We start from the raw sequence: 15909 nt of genomic DNA on the forward strand, positions 1-15909 counted from the left end.
GGGCGAGCGAGCATCCCCGGCCCATCCCCGTGAACTTTGAAGGCGAGGCACGTGAGCGAGCACAGCACCCCGGAGGCGGGCACGGACTACGACGTCCAGCGCATCGAGGCCACCTGGTCCGGCTACTGGGAGGACAACCGGGTCTTCGCGCCCCGGGACGACGATTCCGCTCCGCGGCGTTATGTCCTGGACATGTTCCCCTACCCCTCGGGGGACCTGCACATGGGCCACGCGGAGGCCTTCGCCATGGGGGACGTCGTCTCCCGCTACTGGCTGCACCGCGGCTACGACGTGATGCACCCGATCGGCTGGGACTCCTTCGGCCTGCCGGCGGAGAACGCCGCCATCAAGCGTGACGCCCACCCCGCCGAGTGGACTTACCGCAACATCGACACCCAGCGCGCCTCGTTCAAGCGCTACGCGATCAGCGTGGACTGGGACCGGGAGATCCACACCTCCGACCCCGAGTACTACCGCTGGACGCAGTGGCTGTTCCTGCAGTTCTACAAGCACGGGTTGGCGTACCGGAAGGACTCCCCGGTCAACTGGTGCCCCAAGGACCAGACGGTGCTCGCCAACGAGCAAGTGGTCAACGGAGCGTGCGAACGCTGCCACACCCCCGTGACCAAGAAGTCCCTGAACCAGTGGTACTTCAAGATCACCGACTACGCCCAGCGCCTGCTGGACGACATGGGCGAGCTGGAGGGCCACTGGCCCGAGCGCGTGCTGGCCATGCAGCGCAACTGGATCGGACGCTCCGAGGGCGCGCACGTGAAGTTCGTGATCGAGGGCGCCCCCGCCGAGGGCGCGGGCCCCGAGGACACCTCCGGGCGTACCGTCACGGTCTTCACGACCCGCCCGGACACCCTCTACGGCGCCACGTTCTGCGTGGTCGCCGCGGACGCCGCCATCGCCCAGGAGATCGTGGCACCCGAACACGCCGACGCGCTCGCCGCGTACCGGGAGGACGTCAAGGCCCTGTCGGACATCGAGCGCCAGGCCTCCGACCGGGAGAAGACCGGTGTGTTCCTGGGCCGCTACGCGGTCAACCCCCTCACGGGCGAGAAGCTGCCGGTGTGGGCCTCGGACTACGTCCTGGCCGACTACGGCACCGGGGTGATCATGGCGGTCCCCGCCCACGACCAGCGGGACCTGGACTTCGCCCGGGCCTTCGACCTGCCCGTGCGCACGGTCCTGGACACCGGCGAGGAGGATCCCGCGAGCACGGGTGTGGCCACCACCGGTGACGGCACGCTGATCAACTCCGGGCCTCTGGACGGGCTGTCCAAGGCGGAGGCGGTGGCCAAGGCCATCGAGATCGTCACCGAGGCCGGTACCGGCGAGCACCACGTGAACTTCCGGCTGCGGGACTGGTTGCTGTCCCGGCAGCGGTTCTGGGGTGCGCCTATCCCCATCGTGCACTGCCCGTCGTGCGGTGAGGTGCCCGTGCCCGAGGACCAGCTGCCCGTGCGCCTGCCCGAGGACCTGCGCGGTGAGCAACTCGCGCCCAAGGGCAAGAGCCCGCTCGCAGCGGCGTCGGACTGGGTCACCGTGGCGTGCCCCGCGTGCGGCGGGCAGGCCACCCGCGACACCGACACCATGGACACGTTCGTGGACTCCTCGTGGTACTACCTGCGCTACGCGTCCCCGCACGACGACGCCGCGCCGTTCGACCGCGCCGAGGTGGACCGGTGGTTGCCCGTGGACCAGTACGTGGGCGGTGTGGAACACGCGATCCTGCACCTGCTGTACTCGCGCTTCTTCACCAAGGCGCTCTACGACTTCGGTCTGATCGGGTTCCAGGAGCCGTTCAAGGCGCTGCTGAACCAGGGCCAGGTGCTCAACGGGGGCAAGGCGATGTCCAAGTCCCTGGGCAACGGCGTGGACCTGGGTGAGCAGCTGGACGAGTTCGGCGTGGACGCCGTGCGCCTGACCATGGTCTTCGCGTCCCCGCCCGAGGACGACGTGGACTGGGCGGACGTGTCCCCGCAGGGTGCCCAAAAGTTCCTGGCCCGCGCGTGGCGCCTCGCGAAGGACTGCACGGCCGCCCAGGACGCGGACGTGACCACCGGGGACCAGGCGCTGCGCCGTGCAACCCACAAGACGGTCGCGGACGCCGAGCAGCTGCTGGACTCCCACAAGTTCAACGTGGTCATCGCCCGGACCATGGAGCTCGTGAACACCGTGCGCAAGGCCATCGACTCGGGCTGCGGTGCGGCCGATCCCGCCGTGCGCGAGGCCACCGAGGCCGTCGCGATCCTGCTGAGCCTCGTGGCGCCGTACACCTCCGAGGACATGTGGCACCTGCTCGGTCACGAGGACTCCGTGGTGCGCGCCCCGTGGCCCACCGTGGACCCCGCGCTGCTCGTGGAGGACACCGTCACCGCGATCGTGCAGATCAAGGGCAAGGTCCGCGACCGGTTGCAGGTTCCCGCGGACATCACCGACGAGGACCTCGAGGCCGCGGCCATGGGCTCGGAGGCCGTCCAGCGGCTGCTGTCAGAGGCCACGGTGCGCAAGGTCATCGTGCGTGCCCCCAAGCTCGTGAACATCGTGGTCTGATGTTCCCGCGCGATCCCCAGAGCCCGTCCCCCCGTTCCACCGAGCGGGAGGGCGGGCTCCGCCCGTTCGGGGACCCTTCTCCTGTTCCTGGCGGCACGCCTTCAGGGTCCCCGTCTCCGTTGTCGTCCTCGGGGGACGACGACGCCGCGCCGCCCCGCGTCGCCGTCGTCACCGACAGCGCCGCGGCCCTCCCGGACTCCTGGCTGCGCGCGTTCGAGGCCGCACCGGGCTTCGCGCTCGTGGACATGCCCGTGCTGATCTCCGGTCAGCTCTACACCGCCGACGAATCCGACACGCTGTCCTCGCTCGTGGTCGCGCTCGCGGAGGGTAAACCCGTGACCACGTCCCGGCCGGCCCCGGGGCAGTTGCGCGCCGCGTACCGCCGGTTCGAGGACGAGGGGTACGACGCCATTGTCTCGGTGCACCTGTCGGGGGAGTTGTCCGGGACGGTGGGGGCGGCCCGGATCGCCCGCCAGGACATCGGGATCCCCGTGCGGATCGTGGACACCGCGAGCGCCGGCCTGGGGCAGGGTCTGGGGGTGCGCGCGGCGCTGAGGGCAGCGGCGTCGGGGGCGGGGATCGATCGCGTCGCGGCGGCCGCCCGCGAAACCGCGGCCCGGGCGCAGGTGTTGATCCAGGTGCGCTCGTTGGAAACTCTGCGCCGGGGTGGGCGGGTAAATCCGACCACGGCGATGGTGGGTTCCATGTTCCAGCTCAAACCGCTGCTGAGCATGGCCGACGGCAAGATCGTGACCGTGGAACGTCCGGTGTCCTTGCCGCGGGCCAAGGCGCGGTTCATGGTGCTGGCCGGGGAGGCGCTGGCCCACGCGGAGCCGGATCGGCCGGTGCTGTGCATCCATCACGTCGCGGATCCGCACGGGGCTCGGGAGATCGGTGAGGTGCTCATGGACCGCTGCCGTCCGGACGCGGAGCTCGTGATCAGTGACCTGCCCCCGGTGCTCAGCGCGCACGTGGGCCTCGGGACGAAGGCCGCGGTGATCGAGGGCCCCACGTCCCGGCCCGTGTGGCACGGTGGGCGGGCTGCACAACCGCAGTCCTGAGGCCTGCTCCGATGTTCTAGTCCACTGGCTTTCTGTCTCTCCCGTGTGGGGCGGGGCGGGTGCGGTGGGGTGGGGTGCATGAGCGGAATCGATTTCAGGGGACGGCGCCGGTTCCGGGACAGCGAGGCCACGGAGCGTCTGACGGCGCTCTTGCGGGAGGACCGGCAATCGGGCGTGGATGAGCCGTGGGCGGAGCCGGGGCCCGATGAGCGCGACGTTGACGGCGTTGTGGCCGACCACCGTGCGATGGGCCGCGGCGCTTCTGACTGTGATGATGCGGGTGTCGACAGGGATCCGGGCGGCGGTGGCGAACCCGATGACGACGACGCCGCCGCGGGCAATTCCGCGTATCCGCCGTCCAGCGCGGATCCGGGCTCCGAACGATCCCGGCATCGCGAAGACGTGGTGGTTCGTCGGCACATCACGCGTCCCGCGCTCGTGGCACTGAGCGCTGTGCTGGTGGTTGCCCTCGGGGTCGGGGGCTGGAACCTCCTCCCAGACAGCCAGGGCAACGATGTCGTCACCTCCACGGCCGTGAGATCGGAGGGCGCCGTCGGCGGTGAGGATGATGCGGGCGTAGAAGTGGGCTCCGACGGGGCTACGCGGACGGGTGGGGGCGCTGGAACCACCGATGAAGACGACACGCCGCCTCAGGGGGCATCCGGAGCCGCGTCGGCCACCGGACACACCGGGGGAGCCGGCGCTGGTGCGGCGGGTGGCGGCAATACTTCCGCCAATGGGGCCGGGGTGCTCACCGTCCACGTGATCGGGGAGGTCAAGGACCCGTCCGTGGTCACGCTGTCCCCGGGTGCGCGCGTCATGGATGCGGTGGCGGCGGCCGGTGGCTTCACGCCGCGAGCGGTCAAGGACAGGATCAACCTCGCGCAGCCCGTGAGCGACGGCGCCCAGATTACGATCCCCAACGCCGAGAACGCGGATCAGGTGGCCGAGGCCGCCGCGCAGGACGGTTCTGGGAACGGGTCCACGGGCGCTGCGCTGGCCGGGGGAGCAGCGAACAGCGGAGGCACTCAGGACGGAGCCGGCGCTACTGCTGCCGGGGGCGGTGCGGCCGCGGGTGGTTCACCGGCCACCGGAGCGGGCGCTGCGGGTAAGGCGGGCGGCGCCGGAGCTGTGCCCGGTGGCACCCAGATGAACCTCAACACGGCCTCCCAGGCGGAGCTGGAGACCCTGCCCCGCGTGGGCCCGGTACTCGCGCAGCGGATCGTGGAGTTCCGCACCCAACACGGTCCGTTCACCGCCGCGGAACAGCTCGACGACGTCAGCGGAGTGGGCCCCGCCATGTTGGAGGCGCTGCTTCCTCTGGTCACGGTGTGAATGTTCGGTGGGACTTACGCCTGGTCCCGGTCGCCGTCACGGCGTGGTTGTGCGCGGCGCTGACCCTGCTCACCGGGTGGACCGTCGCCGCCGTGGGCGCTCTCGGCTGCGTCCTGGTCTTCGGCCTCGCGTGGTGCGCACTCGCTCTTCTCGACCGGTCTCGCATCCGGCGGGCGAAGCACGGGCCACGAGCGAAGTCGTGGCCCGCGCCGGCACAACGCAGTCGTCCGCCGGCCGGGCATCCGAGCCGTACGCCATCCCGGACGCAGGCATTGGACGCGCACGGGGGTTCCCCCTCCCATGGATGCCCGCGGCCCTCGCCCTGCGAGTTCCGCGCCCGGATGAGGTCCCTCCTGCCTAGTCTGGCCGTTCTGGCAGGGATCGTGGCGCTCAGCGCCGCTGCCTCCATCACGACGGCGCTCGCCGCGACCGCACCCTCCCGCGACTTCCTGACCGAGTACCCACCCGGTGCGGTGGTCCGCGTCGAGGCTACCGTCACGGGGGCGTCCCGTGAATACACGGGCTCACCGGCGCCGGGGGAGCAGGAGGCATCGCGCGGCGTCGTCGTACCCCTGGCCGTCCATGCCGCGGACGGGAAGACGGCAGGCGCCGAGCTCACGGTGTTCGCCGCCCACCCCGGGTGGGACGGCCTGCGCGATGGGGACACCATCAACGCCGTGGTGAGTGTGACGCGCACCGCGACCCCGGCCCGGCTCACGGCTCGGGCGACCTCACCGCCTACGGGATGTGCTCACGACTGCCCGGAGGCCCGGCCCGGGCTGCTCGACACCGTGCGCGCGGACCTCACCCGGGTGTCCGGACGGTTCGACGCCGTGAGTGCCGGACTGGTCCCAGGCATGACAGTGGGAGACACCTCCCAGCTGCCCGAGGCCCTGGCCCAGAGCATGAAGGACACCGGACTGACCCACCTCACCGCCGTCTCCGGATCCAACTGCGCCGTGGTGATGACCCTGACCGGGTACGCCGCCCTGACCCTGGGCGCGGGACGGCGACTGTGCGTGGGCATCGGGCTCGCGGCGCTCGCCGGGTTCGTGCTTCTCGTGGGTCCCGACCCCTCCGTGTTGCGCGCCGGCGTCATGGGCGCCCTTGGCGGGGCCGCCATGCTCAGCGGCCGCTCCGGCGTCAGCCTCAACGCGCTGTGCGCCGCCGTCACCGGACTCGTGCTCGTGCAACCACCGCTGGCGATCGACTTCGGGTTCATCCTCTCCGTCCTCGCGACCGCCGGCATCGTCGTGAGCGCTCGCCCCGTGACCCGCGTCCTCGCCTCACGGATCCCCACCGCGCTCGCCGCATGCATCGCCGTGCCCCTGGTCGCCCAACTGTGGTGCGGACCCGCCCTGCTCTTGCTCAACCCCGCGCTACCCCTGTACTCCCTGCCCGCCAACATGGCCGCCGCCCCGCTCGTCCCCGTGGTCACGATCGCCGGGTTGCTCGCCGTGTGCGTCCTGCTCGCCGGCCATGTGGTCTCACCCGTCCTGAGCTGGCTGCTGCCCGGCACGCACGACGCCGCCGCGCTCGCCGGCTGGGAGCGCGCCGCGTCCCTACCCGTGGGGGCGGCGTCGTTTCCCGCGCGGGTCATCGCGTGGCTTGCGGACGGCTTCGCGGGCCTTCCCGGTGCACAGGTGCCCTGGCCGGGTGGTCTCCCGGGCTTTATTGCGCTGACCGTGTTCACCGTACTCGTTCTCGGCGTCCTCCACGGGGCGGACAGCCGCATGCGACGGCCGGCCCCCACCGCGGGCACGGCCGACGCGGCATCGGCCCCGCCGCCCGAGTCCGACGCCGTGTGGCGCGTTCGCGCACGCAAGCTGCGGGTACGACGTCGTGCGCTGGCGGTGATCGCGACCCTCGCGTTGGCCATCATGCTCGTGCTGGGCGCGGTGTGGTGGTTCCGCCCGGCGCCCGCGTGGGAATCCGTGGTGTGCGACGTCGGGCAGGGGGACGCCGTGCTGCACCGCACCGGGGAGCACAGCGCGGTGCTCGTAGACGGCGGACCCGACCCCCGGGCCTTGCACCGGTGTCTCGATCAGGCGAGCATCACGCACCTGGATGCGGTGATCGCCACCCACAACCACGACGACCACGTGGCCGGCCTGGAAGGGCTCGCCGATGTCGTGGATGTGGACCGGGCGTGGTACTCCACGGCCGGGACGGAGCTGCCGCGCGAACTGGCACCGCTCGCGGAGAGGGCCGAGCAACCCGCACCCGGGGACCGTCTGAAGGCCGGACCGCTGACCGTGGAGGTGCTCGCCCCGCGGGTCACGCCCACCGCCGCGAGTGGAACTGCGTCCGCGCCCGTGCACCGCCGGGTGAGCTCGGAGGACGAGAACAACGCGTCCCTCGTGCTGCTCATCACCCGCACCACTGACCAGGGCACCACCACGTGGTTGACCGCCGGGGATCTCGAGGCCGATGGGTACCGAGCGACCGCCCGACTCCTGCCAACGGGAGCCGCCCCGCACGTGGATGTCCTGAAGGTCTCCCACCACGGCGCTCGCAACGGGGGAACCGACATCATCGGGGATACAGATCCCGCCCTGGCCGTGATCTCGGTGGGGGAGGGCAACAGCTACGGCCACCCGCACCCCGCAACCGTGGCGGCTTTGCAGGAAGCCGGGGCGGCGGTGGCGCGCACGGACCTCAGCGGTTCGCTGTGGATCCGCAAGGAAGGGAATCAGCTCGTGGTGTCGACGCGGTGATCGCGCGTCAAGTGGTGGGGTGAACCGGGTTCGTCGCGTGTGGCTCACGTTTCTTGTTCTAATGCCCCACCCGTCCACACCGGGCCACGGCATGTCCCCACCCGGCGCTAGCATGAGGACCACAGCGGCGTCGCCCCATGCCGCGCGCACCCGAGGAGTTCCGATGCCCCCAGCCCGTCGCAAGGCCGCCGCGCCGCCGCAGACCTCGTGGCGGGACGTCACCCCGCAGCCGCTCGTGCTGGCCTCCGGCTCCGACGAGTACATCCTGCAGCGCATCAAGGACTCCCTGCGGGACCAGATTCGTGAACAGCGTGGGTCGTGCGAGGTCACGGACGTCTCCGCAAGTGACTACGAGACCGGGAGCTTGGCCGTGGTCACGAGCCCCTCCCTGTTCGATGATCCCAAACTCGTGTGCGTCCACGACCTCGCGAGCATGCACGAGAACCTCCTCGCGGACGGCCTGTCCTACGTGGCCAATCCGGACCCGGACGTGACCGTGCTGTGGCAGCACTCCGGCGGTAACCGCGGCAAGAAGCTGCTGGATGCCCTCAAGGACGCAGCGCTCGTCCTGGATTGCACCCCGCCGAAATCGGACCGGGACAAGACGGCCTTCGTCCTCGCCGAGTTCCGGGCACAGGGCAAACGCATCGAGCCCGACGCCGCCCGTGCCCTCGCCGCGGCCGTGGGCACCAGCACCGCGGAACTCGCCGCGGCGTGCGCCCAGTTGATCGCGGACGGCCCGCTCACGGTGGACCACGACCTCGTGGAGAAGTACTACGGCGGGCGCGTGGAGGTCACCGCGTTCCGCGTCGCGGACGCCGCCGTGGCCGGTAACGCGGATCAGGCCCTGAAGCTGTGGCGGCAGGCCGTGGACGTGGGCGTGGATCCCGTCCCCATGGTCGCCGCCCTGGGTTCCAAGGTGCGGTTGATCGCGCTGACCGCAGGATCCCGCGGGGGAGCGGGAGCACTTGCGCGGGACGTGGGCGCGGCACCGTGGCAAGTGGAGCGCGCGCAGAACGAGGCCCGCCGGTTCACCGCCGGGGACGTGGCCGCCGCCCTGCAGGCCGTGGCCGAGGCCGACGCCCAGGTCAAGGGTGCGTCCCGGTCCCCGTACTTCGCGGTGGAGCGGGCGATCACCGTGATCGCGACGTCCGGCCACCACTGAGGAGCCATCTCTGAGGGCCACCATTGCGAGCCCGGAAGACCCGGGGAAAGACTGCGGGCCCGGCACCGAGAAACGGTGCCGGGCCCGCAGGCGTCCTGTGCGGACGGGGTCAGTCGATTCAGATCTTGGCGACCTTCTTGGCCAGACCGGACTTCTTGTTGGCCGCGGTGTTCTTGTGCAGCACACCCTTGGACACGGCCTTGTCGAGCTTGCGGGACGCGTTGCGCAGCGTCTCGGTCGCAGCTTCCTTGTTGCCGGACTCGACCGCGGCGTCCACCTTGCGGATCAGGGTTTTGAGCTCGGACTTGTAAGAGTTGTTGCGCAGGCGAGCCTTCTCGTTGGTGAGGATGCGCTTCTTCTGCGACTTGATGTTGGCCACGTAAAACTCCTAGAACGTTTGCGGAAGTAGGTCAGTGAGGGCTCACGGATGATCATCGACTGAGTTGTGAGAGTGGGGATGCTCGGTGGCAACCATCCGCTGTGCCCGACGACCAGCGCGGACACACAGCGATCCACTTTAGCAGATCGCCGGCCGCGGCGCCGGTCAGTGGCGGGCGCGGGCGGCGAGCTCCGCGGCCACCGCGTCGAAGCGTGAGCGGGCGAGCACCGCGCCCTCCCGGCGCACGTCCTCGGGGCGCACGGGGATGATCCGGTCGATCCGGGCCTCGGACGGGCGGCCCGAACGGTCCCAGTCTCCGGCTCCCACGTCCACGAAGTCGGGATCGTCGTGGGCCGCGGTGTCGTGGTCCTTGGAGGTGAGCATCACGCACAGCACGTACTCCCCGGCGCGGTCCACGATCAGCACGGGACGGTCCTTGCCGCGTGAGTGGTCCTCCTCGTAGGGGACCCAGGTCCATACGACCTCGCCCGGATCGGGGCGACCATCCGGGTGGGGGTCGTAGTGCGGGGTCACCGGCCCCGTCCAGTCACCGGGGTAGGGCCGGGAGGTGTCGGCGGGCGACGTCGTCGTCCCCGGAGCGGTGGGCGCGGCGGCCCGATCGCGGCGCGCGTGCCCGGAAGCGTCCCGGGGCAACGACGCGGTGCCGGCGTCCCGGCCCGCGGGTCCGCGCAGGGTCCGTGAGACCCGCTGGTACATCCGGTAGGCCCGCAGGCCCTGGCGCGCGAGGCGCATGAAGTCAGCCATGTTCTCATCGTAGGGGCAGCGGTTCGTCCGTTGCCGCGGAACGTGGGAAACTGGGGAGTCATCCGATCGAAAGGACCGCCCGTGTCACCGTTGGCCGTCAATCCACCGGCTCCCGCCTCGACCGACCCCTCGGTGATCAGGAACTTCTGCATCATCGCCCACATCGACCACGGCAAGTCCACCCTCGCGGACCGGATGCTGCAGGCCACGGGCGTAGTGACACCCCGGCAGATGAAGGCCCAGTACCTGGACCGCATGGACATCGAACGCGAACGCGGGATCACCATCAAGTCCCAGGCGGTGCGGATGCCGTGGAACGTGGACGGCACGGACTACGCGCTGAACATGATCGACACGCCCGGGCACGTGGACTTCACGTACGAGGTCTCCCGGTCCCTGGCCGCGTGCGAGGCCACGATCCTGCTCGTGGACGCCGCCCAAGGGATCGAGGCGCAGACGCTGGCCAACCTGTACCTCGCGATCGAGAACGACCTCACGATCATCCCGGTGCTGAACAAGATCGACCTGCCGGCCGCGCAGCCGGAGAAGTACGCCGCGGAGCTCGCCAATCTGATCGGTGTGGAACCCGAGGACGTGCTCAAGGTCTCAGGCAAGACCGGTGAGGGCGTGGAGGAGCTGCTGGACACGATCGTGCGCCAGGTCCCGGCGCCTCAGGGGGTCAAGGACGCGCCGTCGCGTGCCATGATCTTCGACTCGGTGTACGACACCTACCGCGGCGTGGTGACCTATGTGCGCGTGGTGGACGGGACGCTGTCCCCGCGAGAGCGGATCCAGATGATGTCCACCGGGGCCACCCACGAGTTGCTCGAACTCGGTGTGATCTCCCCGGAGCCGGTGCCCTCGCAGGGGCTGAGCGTGGGGGAGGTGGGCTATCTGATCACGGGCGTGAAGGACGTCCGCCAGTCCCGCGTGGGTGACACGGTCACGAGCCAGACCAAGCCCGCGCAGCAGTCCCTGGGTGGGTACGAGGACCCCAAGCCCATGGTGTTCTCGGGGCTGTTCCCCGTGGAGGGTTCGGACTACCCCGTGCTGCGGGACGCCCTCGAGAAGCTCCAGCTCAACGACGCCGCCCTGGTCTACGAACCCGAGACCTCTGCCGCGCTGGGCTTCGGCTTCCGCTGCGGTTTCCTGGGGCTGCTGCACCTGGAGATCACCCGGGACCGGCTCGAGCGCGAGTTCAACCTGGACCTGATCTCCACCGCCCCGTCCGTGTCCTACAACGTGACGCTCGAGGACAACTCCGAGGAGGAGGTCACCAACCCGTCCGAGTTCCCGGAGGGGCGGATCCTGGAGATCCGCGAACCCATGGTCTCGGCCACCATCCTGGTGCCGTCCGAGTTCATCGGTGCGGTCATGGAACTGTGCCAGTCCAAGCGCGGTGAGATGAAGGGGATGGACTACCTCTCCGAGGACCGCGTGGAGCTGCGCTATCGGCTGCCGCTCGCGGAGATCGTCTTCGACTTCTTCGACCAGCTCAAGTCCAAGACCCGCGGTTACGCGTCCCTGGACTGGAAGGCGGACGGCGAGCAGGCCGCCGACCTCGTGAAGGTGGACATCCTCCTGCAGGGCGAGCAGGTGGATGCGTTCAGCGCAATCACGCACAAGGACAAGGCGTACTCGTACGGCGTGCTCATGACGCGCAAGCTGCAGAAGCTCATCCCGCGCCAGCAGTACGAGGTCCCCATCCAGGCCGCGATCGGGTCCCGGATCATCGCGCGCGAGAACATCCGCGCGATCCGCAAGGACGTGCTCTCCAAGTGCTACGGCGGTGACATCTCCCGTAAGCGCAAGCTGCTCGAGAAGCAGAAGGAGGGCAAGAAGCGCATGAAGATGGTGGGCCGCGTGGAGGTCCCCCAGGAGGCCTTCGTGGCCGCGTTGTCCTCGGACGAGGACAACGGGAAGGACAAGAAGAAGTAATGCCCGCCCAACCGGAGGGCGATCCCGCACCCCGGGACGGCGCGCTCCCCGCGGCCTCGGTCGCCCGCGCCGCCGATCGCACCCTGAGCCTGTACGTGCACGTCCCGTTCTGCGCGGTGCGCTGCGGGTACTGCGACTTCAACACCTACACGATGGACCAGCTCGGAGACGGTGTTTCCCAGCGCGATTACCACGCCGACGCCGCCGCGGAGGTCCGCTTCGCGCGGTCCGTGCTCGACGCCGCCGGGGCACCGCCGCGCGCGCTGCACAGCGTGTTCTTCGGCGGGGGCACGCCCACCCTGCTGCCCGCTCGGGAGCTCGCGCACATGCTCGAACAGGCCCGGGAGAGCTTCGGGCTGGCCCCGGACGCCGAGGTCACCGTGGAGGCCAACCCCGATTCGGTGAGCGAGGAAACGTTCGACGTGCTCGCCGCCGCCGGAGTCACCCGCGTGTCCTTCGGCATGCAGTCCGCGGTGCCCCACGTGCTGCGCGTGCTGGAACGCACGCACACCCCGGCGAACGTCCCGCGCGCCGTCGGCTGGGCCAAGGACCGCGGTCTGGGCGCGAGCGTGGACCTGATCTACGGCACACCGGGGGAGAGCGTGGCCGACTGGCGTACCTCCCTGGAAGCCGCCCTGGCCATGGATCCCGATCACGTCTCCGCGTACTCCCTGATCACCGAGGACGGCACCAAGCTGGCCGCCCAGATCCGTCGCGGCGAAGTGCCCGAGGTGGATCCGGACGACCAAGCGGAGAAGTACACCCTGGCGGACGCGCTGCTGCGAGAGGCCGGGTTCGAGTGGTACGAGGTCTCCAACTGGTCGCGCGCCGCCCACGGGCGCAGCGCCGTGCAGAACCGCAGCGCGCACAACCTCGCGTACTGGCGCAATCAGGACTGGTGGGGGATCGGCCCGGGGGCGCACTCGCACAGTGATGGCGTGCGCTGGTGGAACCTCAAACACCCGTTGCCGTACACGGCCGCCGTGCGCCGGGGGGATTCACCGGCCGTGGGCCGCGAAACCCTGGATGCGGAGACGCAGTACGTGGAACACGTGATGCTCGGGATCAGGATCCGCGAGGGTCTCCCGCTGGACGGGTTGCGCCCCGAGGCGCGGCGCGCGGTGGCCGGGTTGATCGCCGACGGCTGGCTCGACGGCGCCGCCGCCCTCGGCGGGTCCGCGGTCCTCACGGACGCGGGGCGTCTGATGGCCGACGCCGTGACGCGCCGCCTGCTCGATTGGTGACGGCGTCAGGAGTTGCGGGCCGCGAACTTGTCGTAGAGGTGGGTGTTGAACCGGTACTGGTGCGGCTCACCGCGGTTGACCTTCACGCCCGCGCGCACGGAGGTGATGGCCAGGAACAGCCAGGTCACGGCGGCGATGACCGAGAAGAGCCATCCGATGAACGGGATGAGCGAGAGCACGATGCCCGCGAGGATCACCAGGGTGGGCAGCATGGTGTAGTTGGCGGCTTCCCGGGATTCCTGAACGGTGAAGGGACCGCGGTCCTTGAACACCCGGTGGATCATGTAGCTGGGCAGGACGCCCACCACGCCACCCAGGTGGGCGAGGGTGGCCCACTGGCGGTCCTGGGACACGTCCAGGGGTTGCGCCACGGGGGCCACGGACTCGAACGGGGTCTCGGCGGAGCGAGTGGAGGGGGAGGGAGCAACGTCAGTCACGAGCGGGTGTGCCTTTCACGGGCGGTAGCCATCCGGGTCGGAGGACGCCGGTGCTCCCATTCTACGGTCGTTGCCGAACGGCTCGCGCCGGACGACGCCGGGCGTCATCGACGGTGAGGGTTACCGCTGACGCGGGTACCGATGCCGTAAGCCACCGGCTGCGAGCGCAGTCGCCGTCGTGGGTCACCGCAGGTCAGGAGCCGCCCGGGTCAGGACTCGACGGCGTCCGGGGCGGTGAGGAAATCGATGAGCTCCTCCACGCGGCCCAGCAGGGCGGGTTCGAGATCCGCGTAGGTGTTCACGCGCGCGAGGATCGCCTGCCACGCCCGCCCCACGTCCTGGGGTGTGCGGTGCGGCAGGCCCAGCGCGCGGGCCATCCCGGTCTTCCAGTCCACGCCGCGCGGGATCACGGGCCACTCCCGGATCCCCAGGGCGCTGGGCTTCACGGCCTGCCAGATGTCCACGTAGGGGTGCCCGAGGATGAGCACGTTGTCCCGGGCGCCCGGGACCGCGAGCGCCTCCTGGGCGATCCGGGACTCCTTGGAGCCCGCGACCAGGTGGTCCACGAGGATCCCGAGCCGGCGCTGCGGGCCGGGGTGGAACGCGGCGATGGCTGAGGGGAGGTCGTCGATCCCGTGCACGGGTTCCACCACGATGCCCTCGACCGCGAGGTCGTGGCCCCACACCTTGGCCACGAGTTCCGCGTCGTGGTACCCCTCGACCCACACGCGGGACTCCTTGGCCACGGACGCGCGCAAGTTCTCGACCTCGACCGACCCCGAGCGGGTGATGCGGGGTTTGGCCGGGGCGCTGCGGGTCTCGGGCGGGCCCAGCCGCACGGGTTCGCCGTCCAGGAGGAAGCCCGGGCCCAGGGGGAAGGACTTCACGCGCCCGTGCCGGTCCTCCAGACCGACCACGCGCATCCCGCCGATGGTCTCCACGCCCACGACGGCGCCCACCCAGCCGGTCTCCACGTCCTCGAGCACCATGTCCCGGGCCACGGGAACGTCCCGGGAGACGGGACCGGTGCGGGCGACGTCGGGACTGCCGAGGTCCTGGGGACCCCAGGACCAGCCGGATGCGTTCACGGGCGACTCCTCGACGTCGTGCCGCGGCGCGAGCGCACCGGGCGGGCGAATCAGCCGCGAGCGTATCAAAATCGGCCCGCGGCCCACGGGCACTAGACTGCCAGGATTAGCACTGTGAACTCGTGAGTGCCAGAATTGCCACCAACGGGAGGTGAGACACATGGAGCATCCGCGCCGAGCGCAGATCCTGCGCGCCATCGTGGAGGACTACGTCCATTCGCGGGAACCCGTGGGGTCCAAGGCGCTCGTGGAACGTCACCGCCTGCCCGTCTCCTCCGCCACGGTGCGTAACGACATGGCAGCCCTCGAGGAGGACGGGCTGATCGTCGCCCCGCACACGAGCTCGGGGCGGATCCCCACGGACCGCGGCTACCGCGTGTTCGTCAACCAGATCGCCGCCCTGCAACCCCTCACCTCCGCGCAACGTCGCGCGATCCAGGTGTTCATGGACGGCGCCCAGGACCTGGACGACGTCATGGAGCGCACCGTGCGCCTGCTCGCCCAGCTCACCCACCAGGTGGCCGTGATCCAGTACCCCGTGCGCACCGGGATCACCGTGCGCCACGTGGAACTCGTGGACGTGGGGGACGCCCGCGTGCTTGTGATCCTCATCCCCACCACCGGACGCGTGGCCCAACGCACCGTGGAACTGCCCGTCACCCTGACCGAGGCCCAACTGCTCGACCTGCGCGCCCACGTGCTCGCACGCCTGCTCGGCACACCCGTGGAGGACGTCCCCGACGCCGCCGCGACACTGCCCCCGGCCCTGCCCGAGGAACTGCGCGACGCCGGGACCGCGGTGACCGGGGCGCTCGCGGTGCTCGCAGCGGCGTCGGACGAACACCGCCTGGTGATGGCCGGGACCGCGAACCTCGCGCGCTTCAGCGGGGACTTCCCGCAGAGCATCTCCCCGGTGCTCGAGGCGCTTGAGGAACAAGTGGCCATGCTGCGATTGTTGTCCGAGATGCAGCAGGACGAACGCGGGGTCGCGGTGCGCATCGGCTCCGACCACAGCGACGACCCCCTGGCGGAGGCGTCCGTGGTGGCCACGGGTTACGGCCCGCACGCCGCGTCCAAGGTGGGAATCGTGGGGCCCACACGCATGGATTACCCCACGACCATGGCCTCCGTGCGCGCGGTGGCCCGCTACCTGTCCAAGAACCTGGGGGGCTGAGCGCGCGTGAGCGCCGCCCGCCCCGCTCGACCGTAGAACCGACG

General features: G+C 70.5%; 13 protein-coding genes. 9 read left to right on the forward strand and 4 right to left on the reverse strand.

Features of this window, described 5'->3' with window-relative positions; genetic code table 11:
- The first annotated feature begins 51 nt into the window (after nucleotides 1-51).
- From leuS to holA, 6 genes are all read left to right on the forward strand, one after another.
- The gene (leuS, locus tag AS25_RS03825) at nucleotides 52-2562 is read left to right on the forward strand and encodes a leucine--tRNA ligase (RefSeq protein WP_156960885.1); all 2511 of its coding nucleotides are present in this window, start codon (nucleotides 52-54) and stop codon (nucleotides 2560-2562) included.
- A gap of 119 nt (nucleotides 2563-2681) precedes the next feature.
- Entirely contained in the window at nucleotides 2682-3623 is a 942-nt protein-coding gene (locus tag AS25_RS03830) for a DegV family protein (protein ID WP_052160674.1), read from the forward strand.
- 205 nt (nucleotides 3624-3828) lie between these two features.
- Complete coding sequence (locus tag AS25_RS14540) at nucleotides 3829-4071, forward strand: hypothetical protein (RefSeq protein WP_156960886.1); 243 nt, start codon at nucleotides 3829-3831, stop codon at nucleotides 4069-4071.
- Nucleotides 4072-4370: 299 nt separating this feature from the next.
- Nucleotides 4371-4958: a ComEA family DNA-binding protein gene (locus AS25_RS14545; protein WP_156960887.1), complete on the forward strand. Its 588-nt coding sequence runs from the start codon at nucleotides 4371-4373 to the stop codon at nucleotides 4956-4958.
- A gap of 341 nt (nucleotides 4959-5299) precedes the next feature.
- A complete protein-coding gene (locus AS25_RS03840) occupies nucleotides 5300-7675 on the forward strand; it encodes a ComEC/Rec2 family competence protein (RefSeq protein WP_084117981.1) in 2376 nt (791 codons plus the stop codon).
- A gap of 163 nt (nucleotides 7676-7838) precedes the next feature.
- Complete coding sequence (holA, locus tag AS25_RS03845) at nucleotides 7839-8840, forward strand: DNA polymerase III subunit delta (RefSeq protein ID WP_035961884.1); 1002 nt, start codon at nucleotides 7839-7841, stop codon at nucleotides 8838-8840.
- A gap of 118 nt (nucleotides 8841-8958) precedes the next feature.
- Here the strand turns inward: holA and rpsT are convergent, their stop codons facing one another.
- Together rpsT and AS25_RS03855 are read right to left on the reverse strand one after the other, a co-directional pair.
- The gene (gene rpsT, locus AS25_RS03850) at nucleotides 8959-9219 is read right to left on the reverse strand and encodes a 30S ribosomal protein S20 (protein ID WP_035961892.1); all 261 of its coding nucleotides are present in this window, start codon (nucleotides 9217-9219) and stop codon (nucleotides 8959-8961) included.
- A gap of 165 nt (nucleotides 9220-9384) precedes the next feature.
- Nucleotides 9385-9984: a type II toxin-antitoxin system PemK/MazF family toxin gene (locus AS25_RS03855; protein ID WP_035961899.1), complete on the reverse strand. Its 600-nt coding sequence runs from the start codon at nucleotides 9982-9984 to the stop codon at nucleotides 9385-9387.
- Between the two features lie 81 nt (nucleotides 9985-10065).
- Between AS25_RS03855 and lepA the strand changes: the two genes are divergently transcribed.
- Both lepA and hemW read left to right on the forward strand, forming a co-directional pair.
- The gene (gene lepA, locus AS25_RS03860) at nucleotides 10066-11922 is read left to right on the forward strand and encodes a translation elongation factor 4 (RefSeq protein ID WP_035961908.1); all 1857 of its coding nucleotides are present in this window, start codon (nucleotides 10066-10068) and stop codon (nucleotides 11920-11922) included.
- Nucleotides 11922-13166, forward strand: coding sequence for a radical SAM family heme chaperone HemW (gene hemW / locus AS25_RS03865; RefSeq protein WP_035961914.1), 1245 nt, complete (start codon nucleotides 11922-11924; stop codon nucleotides 13164-13166). The genes lepA and hemW overlap by 1 nt, the downstream gene beginning before the upstream one ends.
- A gap of 5 nt (nucleotides 13167-13171) precedes the next feature.
- Here the strand turns inward: hemW and AS25_RS03870 are convergent, their stop codons facing one another.
- Both AS25_RS03870 and AS25_RS03875 read right to left on the reverse strand, forming a co-directional pair.
- On the reverse strand, nucleotides 13172-13603 hold the full coding sequence (locus tag AS25_RS03870) for a DUF4870 domain-containing protein (protein WP_035961920.1): 432 nt from the start codon (nucleotides 13601-13603) through the stop codon (nucleotides 13172-13174).
- Nucleotides 13604-13812: 209 nt separating this feature from the next.
- Entirely contained in the window at nucleotides 13813-14691 is an 879-nt protein-coding gene (locus AS25_RS03875) for a DUF3097 family protein (RefSeq protein WP_035961926.1), read from the reverse strand.
- A gap of 160 nt (nucleotides 14692-14851) precedes the next feature.
- On the opposite strand from AS25_RS03875, the gene hrcA reads away from it, so the two are divergent.
- On the forward strand, nucleotides 14852-15865 hold the full coding sequence (gene hrcA / locus AS25_RS03880; protein ID WP_035961932.1) for a heat-inducible transcriptional repressor HrcA: 1014 nt from the start codon (nucleotides 14852-14854) through the stop codon (nucleotides 15863-15865).
- The last annotated feature ends 44 nt before the right edge of the window (nucleotides 15866-15909 follow it).

It is taken from the genome of Kocuria marina (genome assembly GCF_000786655.1).
GTDB classification, from domain to species: domain Bacteria; phylum Actinomycetota; class Actinomycetes; order Actinomycetales; family Micrococcaceae; genus Kocuria; species Kocuria marina_A.